Below are 6,935 nucleotides of genomic sequence, written 5' to 3'. Positions count from 1 at the left end.
CGCGACCTGAGCAGCTCCTTCTCGCTGGCGGCCACCCTGGGCGGCAACTACCGGTCCTCGGCCGACGAGCTCAACCTGGTCACGGTCGAGCGGCTGACCATTCCGGGGCTGTTCAAGGCCACCAACGCCGCGTCGCCCGTGGAAGCGGAGAACCTGCTGTACCGCGTGGGCACCCGCTCGGTGTACGGCTCGGCCCAGCTGGGCTACCGCGACCTTGCCTTCCTGGAAGTCACCGGGCGCAACGACTGGTCGTCGACCCTTCCCGAGGGGAACAACTCGTACTTCTACCCGTCGGTTTCGGCCAGCCTGATCGTGTCGGACGCGGTGGACCTGTCCCGCACCCCGGTGAACCTGTTCAAGGTGCGCGCGGGCTGGGCGCAGGTGGGCGACGACGCCGAGCCCTATCAGCTGCAGGGCACCTACTCGGCCGAAACGCCGTTCAGCGGCACGCCGGCCTACTCGGCGGGCGACTTCATCCCCAACGCCGGCCTGATGCCCGAGCTCACCGAGGCGTGGGAAGTGGGCGCGGACCTGAAGTTCTTCGACAACCGCCTGGGCTTCGAAGCCACGTACTACGACCAGGTCACCCGCAACCAGATCCTGCTGGCCGACATCTCGGGCACCAGCGGCTTCCTGCAGCAGGCGGTGAACGCGGGCGCCATCTCCAACAAGGGCTTCGAGCTCCGCGCGACGGCCACCCCCATCAACGGGTCGAACGGCTTCCGCTGGTCGATGGCCGCCAACTACTCGCGCAACCGCAGCCAGGTCGAAAGCCTGTACGGCGACCTGTCGACGTACCAGGTGGGTTCGTACTGGGGCGTGACCACCGAGGCGCGCGTGGGCGACCCGTACGGCTCGATGTACGGCGAGGGCTACAAGCGTGACGACAAGGGCCGGATCGTGGTCGGCGACGACGGCATTCCCCTGGAGGCCGACGAGCGCGTGTACCTGGGCAACTACTCGCCCGACTGGCTGGGCTCGCTCACCAACACGTTCAGCTTCCGCGGCATGGAGCTGAGCTTCATGTTCGACACCCGCGTGGGCGGCGAGATCTTCTCGGTGACGAACATGTTCGGCAACTTCGCGGGCGTGCTCGACACCTCGCTCCCGGGCCGCGAGCAGGGCCCCTGCGAGCCGGGCCTCGTGTTCGACGGCGTGACCGAGGATGGCGCGCAGAACACCACCCCGGTGTGCCCGGAAGATTTCTGGCTCATGATGTACTTCATGGACGAGCCGCACATCTTCGACGCCAGCTACACCAAGCTGCGCGAGGCCCGCTTCAGCTTCAACGTTCCGCAGTCGCTGGTGTCGCGCACCCCGCTGGGCAAGGTGAACGTGGGCATCGTCGGCCGTAACCTGTGGCTGTGGACCAAGACGCCGCACATCGACCCGGAGACCGCGTTCGACGCCGGCAACTCGCAGGGCTTCGAGTTCGGCCAGCTGCCGTCCGGCCGGAGCATCGGTCTGAACATCACCATCACGCCGTGACCGGCCCCCGACCCGAAAGAGCGAAGACCATGAAGAACTCGATTCTGGTCCGCCTCGCACCCATGCTCGCCCTGACCCTGGGCGCCGCGGCGTGCGAAGGCCTGACCGATCTGAACGAAGATCCGAACGCCCCGACCGAGGTTCCCGCCCGGTTCCTGCTGACCGACGGCCAGCAGGACGCGGCGGACCGGCTGCTCGGGTCCAGCTTCAACTTCGGCTACGGCGAGGTGCTGGTGCAGCACCTGGCCCAGATCCAGTACGCCGAGGAAGACCTGTACCTGTACCGCTCCGCGGATACCGACCTCCTGTTCCGCGAGGCGTATTCCGGCTACGTGATGGACTTCCACACGGTCGCCCGGCTGGGCGAAGCCGAGGGCGAGCCCAACGTGCAGGCCGCCGGCCTCATCATGAAGTCGTGGGCCATGCAGAACCTCACCGACATGTGGGGCGACCTGCCGTACTCCGAGGCGTTCGGGGGGATCGAGGGCGGTGTGATCACGCCCAAGTACGACACCCAGGCGCAGATCTACGACAAGATGCTGGCCGACGTGACCGCGGCCGCCGGACTGATCAAGACGGGCGAGAACCCGCTGGGCGCCCAGGACCTGATCTACGGCGGGAACGCGGCGAAGTGGCAGAAGTTCGCCAACTCGCTGCGGCTGCGCATGGCCATGCGCATCGCGGACGTGAACCCCACCAAGGCCCGCGCCGAGTTCGTGGCGGCGCTGGCCGGACCGGGCGGCGTGTTCACGTCGGCGGCCGACAACGCGCAGATCTGCTACACCTCGACCACCCGCAACCCGTGGTTCACCTACTGGCAGAGCCGGCCCGGTGACTACCGCGTGGGCCGTGTGCTGGTCGACACCCTGAAGTCGCTTTCGGACCCGCGGCTCTCGGCGTACGCGCAGCCGATCACCGCCACCAAGACGTACGGCGGCCGGACGCTGGCCGCGGGCGAGAAGCACTACGAGGGGCTGCCGGCCGGGCTGGCCGCGAACAACTACGGCTTCACCCAGGTTTCGCAGCCGGGCACGGCGCTTCTGGCCCAGACCGCCTGCCTGCCGGTGCTGACGTACGAGGAGGTGCTCTTCCTGCGTGCCGAGGCGGCGGCTCGCGGCTTCACCGCCGACAACGCCAAGGCCATGTACGATGCGGCGGTCACCGCGTCGATGGTCCGCTGGGGTGCCACCGAGGCCGATGCCCAGGCCTACCTTGCCCAGCCCCGCGTGACGTGGAACGCGGCCAACTGGCGGCCGCTCATCGGCCTGCAGAAGTGGATCGCGCTGTACGGGCAGGGGCTCGAGGCGTACGCCGAAGTGCGGCGCCTGGACAACCCGGTGCTTCGTCCGGGGCCCAACGCCGTGCTGCAGAACGGCATTCCCGCGCGGTACCCGTATCCGTTCTCGGAAGAAACGTTCAACGCCGCGAACCTGCAGGAGGCGCAGTCGCGCCAGGGGATCACCGGGGCGGCCAACGAGCAGACCGCCAAGCTGTGGTGGGACAAGCTCTGATGTGACCGGCCGGCCGGGGACGTCCGCCAGGATGCCCCCGCGCCGAGTCTTTCTCCGGGGCGCGCGCGGTTACGCGCGCGCCCTTTTCCTTCCCCCCGAAGGGAGTGTTCCCATGCGCATTCTCGCGTTGTCCGCGCTGCTCCTGGCCGCCTGCGCCCCGTCGGCATCCAACGGCCGGACCGTCACCGTGGAGTCGAGCGTTCCCGTAACGACGCGCGTTACCACCCCGGGCGGCGACTTCAGCATCTCGACCAACACCGAAACCCGCGTCTCGACGCAGACGCTCCCGCTGCCGCTGGAGGCGGCCTGGGGGGCGCTGCCGGCCGTGTACCGCGAGCTGGGGATCCGCGGCGAGGTCCTGGACGCCAACGACCGCCTGTTCGGCGTTCGGTCGCAAACCGAGAGCGGCCGCCTGGCGGGCGTGCGGATCTCGACGTACTTCGACTGCGGCAGCGGGGCCGGCGGGCTGCCGATCGCGAATACCTACCGGGTGGAGTTCGCCGCCGTCAGCCACGTTCGGGCGGTGGGTGACCGCAGCGAGGTTTCGAGCACGGTTTCGGCGGAGGCCACGTCGCAGACGGTGAGCGGGCCTTCGACCCGGTGCAGGACCACCGGCGAGCTGGAAAAGCGCATCGCCGAGCTCCTGTCGCAGCGTGCACTGGCCGGCTCCGGCGGGCGGTAGCTCGCCAGGGAGGTACGCAGAACCGCCGCCCGGCCGTGATGGCCGGGCGGCGGTTTCCGTTTCGGGGGCGTCCGTTGCCGGACGGCGTCAGCGTGCGCCGGGTTCTTCGGAGCCCACCAGGAACACCAGGATCAGGCCGTCGGCGGAGTTCACGTACCCCGGCCGGCTGGTGACGCCGGAGGGATAGATCTCTACCCGGCTCACGTCCGCCGCCAGGAAGTCGTTTAGGACGCAGGTGTTGGTGGCGTGCATCCCGTTGACGTAGATGCTGGGGGTCGCCGCGCCGTGGAACCGCTTCTTTCCTCGGAGGGTGATCTCCGGGCAGCCGTGCGTTTCCCGGATTTCCATGGGGCCGGCGGCGTACTGCATGACGCTGAGGAGCGTTCCGGCGCGGCGGGTGAGCTGCGCCTCCTCGATGACCAGCATCCGGCGGGACTGGGCCTCCGGCCGGCCGGCGTCCCTCCCGGACGCGTGGTGGGCACAGCCGTAGAGCAGCGGGAACGCGACGAGGCAGCCGAACAACGTTCTGATCCTCATGGTACCACCTCCTCATCCGGGGGACAGGGGCGACGCCCGGATTTGAACGGCACTTCGCGGGCCAGCGCCGGGCGGTTTCGCAATGTGCGTTCGGCCCGGGGCCGGGGGCAAGCTTCGCGTTCGGCGAGCCCCCGGGTCGCCGAAACAGGAGCGGGGCGTCCGACGTAGGGATGCGGGCGGCGGGCGCGGGATGGGTCAAATGACCGGCGCGCCTCCGCCCCTGGTGCCGCAGCTTTGGAGCACGACACGCGGCACCACGTACCCTGATCCGGAAGCCGAACCATGTTCTCGATTCGCCGGGCCGTCCCCGGGCTGCTGATTTCGCTGCTGGCCACCGCCCCCGCCCGCGCGCAGGGGGCCATGGACATCGTGGTCAACATCCCCGCCGGCCGGCTGGAGGTGTTCCAGGGCGGGGAGCGCATCCGCTCGTACCCGGTTTCGGTGGGCACGCCGCGGCACGCCACCCCCACGGGCGAGGCGGCGATCCGGCGGATGGTGTGGAACCCGTCGTGGACGCCGCCCGACGCGGCGTGGGCGCGCGACGAGCGGGCCGCGGCCCCCGGATGGAGCAACCCGATGGGGCGGGTGAAGATCCACCTGTTCCGCGACTACTACGTGCACGGCACGCCGGCGCGCAACGAGCACGCGCTGGGCCGGCCGGCCTCGCACGGGTGCATCCGCATGCGCAACGCCGACGTGATGGAGCTGGCGCGGCTGGTGCTGCGGGCCGACGGGGCGCCGGTGAGCGACGCGGCCGTGCAGCGCCTGGCCGACAACCCGCGCCAGACGCGCGAGATCGCCCTTTCGGGCCGCGTGCGCGTGCGCATCGAGTACCGGCTGAACGAGGTGCGCGGCGGCGCGCTGACGCTGCACCCCGACGTGTACCGCCGCGGCGGCGGTCTGCCCCCGCTGCTTCCCGTGCCGCCCCTTGCCGGTGCGCGCGCCGAGGAACGGGTCGCGCTGATGCGCTGACGTGAAGAGCATCACGCAGAGGACGCGGAGAAAACGGAGAGGACGCAGAGGAAAAGATCGTTTCCTCTGCGTCCTCTCTTTTCTACCTCTGCGTCCTCTGCGTGATGCTGTTTACCGCAGGCCCAGGACGTCGGTGCCCTGTTCGAAGACCACGTCCACCGGGATCCCCGCGGTCGCGAGGCGATTGAGGTCGGACTGCAGCTCGGGGCCGATCTGCCCGTAGCGCGCCATGAAGGCCTGCACGCCCGCGTAGTCGCCGTCGCCCTGGAAGCGCAGGATCTGCTCCGAGAGCGCGTTCATCGCCTGGCGCATGCGCACCGGGTCTACGCGGTAGGTGCCGGTGGCCGCGTCGCGCGCAAAGGCGCCGCGCTCCTGGAAGTAGTTGAAGCGCGCCACGTTGGCCCGCCCGTGCGCGCTGGCCGCGCCAAAGCGCACCGAGCGGAAGATGCTGGCCAGGAATGTGGTGTAGCTGTCCATGGCGTCGCCCTGCAGCTCGCCCATCTCCTGCAGCTGCACCTGCATGTACAGCCCCAGCACGTCGGCCTTGCCCTCCTCGAGCGCGCTGGCCTGCTCCTTCAGCGCCTCGCGGACGGTGCCGCCGCCGTTGATGGTGTTCTTGATCCCCAGCCCGTGCGCCACCTCGTGGAACATGGTGTTCCCGAAGAAGGCGTCGAAGGTGATGTGCCGCCGCTGGTCCGGCGCGATCAGCATGGTGGCGATGGGCACCAGGATGCGGTCGAACTTGGCGCGCATGGCGTTCTTCAGCTGAAGCCGGCGCGTGCCCTTCTGCAGCTGCACCTGCTCGTCGTTGGGCAGGTTGATGGCGATGGTCTTGGAGCCGGCGTTGGCCTCGCCGGCATAGTACAGCACGTCGTACGCGTTCAGGTCGCTGTCGGTGCCCGGGGTTTCGCGCTTGTACGCGTCGGGGACGGGAAGGCCGCGCTGCAGGGCCGGCAGCAGCGCCGCGTAGCGCGACAGCCGGCGGCTCCACTCCAGGTCCTTCACCAGCACGTACGCCTCGTACGAGGCCTTGTATCCGTACAGCGCGTCCTCGTACGTCTCGATGGGCCCGATCACCACGTCGAGCGTGTTGTTCTTCATGTCCAGCCAGGCCAGGTCGCTGGGCTGGTAGTCGTCCGTCAGCAGGGCGGCGGCGCGAAGCTCCAGGTAGCGCCGGAAGCCGGGGTCCTCGGCCAGGGCGGCGGCCTGCCGCAGCCGGGCCGCCGCGCGCTCCATGTTCGGCCGGAAGGCCCGGCTGTAGGGCACCGCCGTCAGCCGCCCGCCCGCGTCGCGCCGCACCAGCGTGTACAGCCCGCGCAGCGAGTCGGCCCGCGCGCCGCCCCCGGCCACGGCCGCCTCGAACTGCTCCTTGGTCATGTCCGCCGGATACACGTTGGCGCCCTCGGGCTTGGGGCCCACGCCGGGGAGGAACGGCGCGTTCCCCGCCAGCCGGTCCCACGGCCCGTAGTTGATCTCCACGTACCGCCGCACCCGCGGGTCCTGGATGCTCGCCACCAGCGAGTCCAGGTTGCCGTACGTCTGCTGGCGCCACACGGCGTCCGTCTCGCGCGCCGCGTCGATCAGCAGCGGAATGATCTGCCGGTCGCGGGCGCTCAGCGGCAGGTCCGTCGTCAGGCGGACGGACGTGTACTGCGCGAGCTTGCGGTCGATGGAATCGGCTGCGGGGGTCGGGGTACTGGGTCCCGCCACGTCTGCCGACGCCGTCGTCGACGGGGTCTGCACCG

The 6,935-nt window shown here is 69.9% G+C and carries 5 protein-coding genes and 1 pseudogene; 4 read left to right on the top strand and 2 right to left on the bottom strand.

Annotated features, from left to right (window positions below):
• The 3 genes and pseudogenes from VIB55_RS13225 to VIB55_RS13215 form a co-directional block, all read left to right on the top strand.
• Window positions 1-1,488 (top strand): annotated as a pseudogene (locus VIB55_RS13225) (SusC/RagA family TonB-linked outer membrane protein); the annotation flags it as partial.
• A 29-nt stretch (window positions 1,489-1,517) separates the two neighbouring features.
• The gene (locus tag VIB55_RS13220; RefSeq protein WP_331877123.1) at window positions 1,518-2,999 is read left to right on the top strand and encodes a SusD/RagB family nutrient-binding outer membrane lipoprotein; all 1,482 of its coding nucleotides are present in this window, start codon (window positions 1,518-1,520) and stop codon (window positions 2,997-2,999) included.
• A 112-nt stretch (window positions 3,000-3,111) separates the two neighbouring features.
• Window positions 3,112-3,681: a hypothetical protein gene (locus VIB55_RS13215; protein ID WP_331877122.1), complete on the top strand. Its 570-nt coding sequence runs from the start codon at window positions 3,112-3,114 to the stop codon at window positions 3,679-3,681.
• Between the two features lie 87 nt (window positions 3,682-3,768).
• On the opposite strand, the gene VIB55_RS13210 is transcribed toward VIB55_RS13215, so the two are convergent.
• Window positions 3,769-4,218 carry a hypothetical protein gene (locus tag VIB55_RS13210; protein WP_331877121.1) on the bottom strand — a complete coding sequence of 150 codons (450 nt, stop codon included), beginning with the start codon at window positions 4,216-4,218 and terminating at the stop codon, window positions 3,769-3,771.
• Window positions 4,219-4,500: 282 nt separating this feature from the next.
• Between VIB55_RS13210 and VIB55_RS13205 the strand changes: the two genes are divergently transcribed.
• Window positions 4,501-5,190: a L,D-transpeptidase gene (locus tag VIB55_RS13205; protein WP_331877120.1), complete on the top strand. Its 690-nt coding sequence runs from the start codon at window positions 4,501-4,503 to the stop codon at window positions 5,188-5,190.
• Between the two features lie 111 nt (window positions 5,191-5,301).
• Here the strand turns inward: VIB55_RS13205 and VIB55_RS13200 are convergent, their stop codons facing one another.
• Window positions 5,302-6,933 carry a dipeptidyl-peptidase 3 family protein gene (locus VIB55_RS13200; protein WP_349263025.1) on the bottom strand — a complete coding sequence of 544 codons (1,632 nt, stop codon included), beginning with the start codon at window positions 6,931-6,933 and terminating at the stop codon, window positions 5,302-5,304.
• Between the last annotated feature and the right edge of the window lie 2 nt (window positions 6,934-6,935).

It is taken from the genome of Longimicrobium sp., from assembly GCF_036554565.1.
In the GTDB taxonomy this organism is placed as follows: Bacteria; Gemmatimonadota; Gemmatimonadetes; order Longimicrobiales; family Longimicrobiaceae; genus Longimicrobium.
The sequence above is the reverse complement of the archived record's forward strand: the minus strand, read 5'-3'. Positions and strand labels throughout refer to the sequence as shown.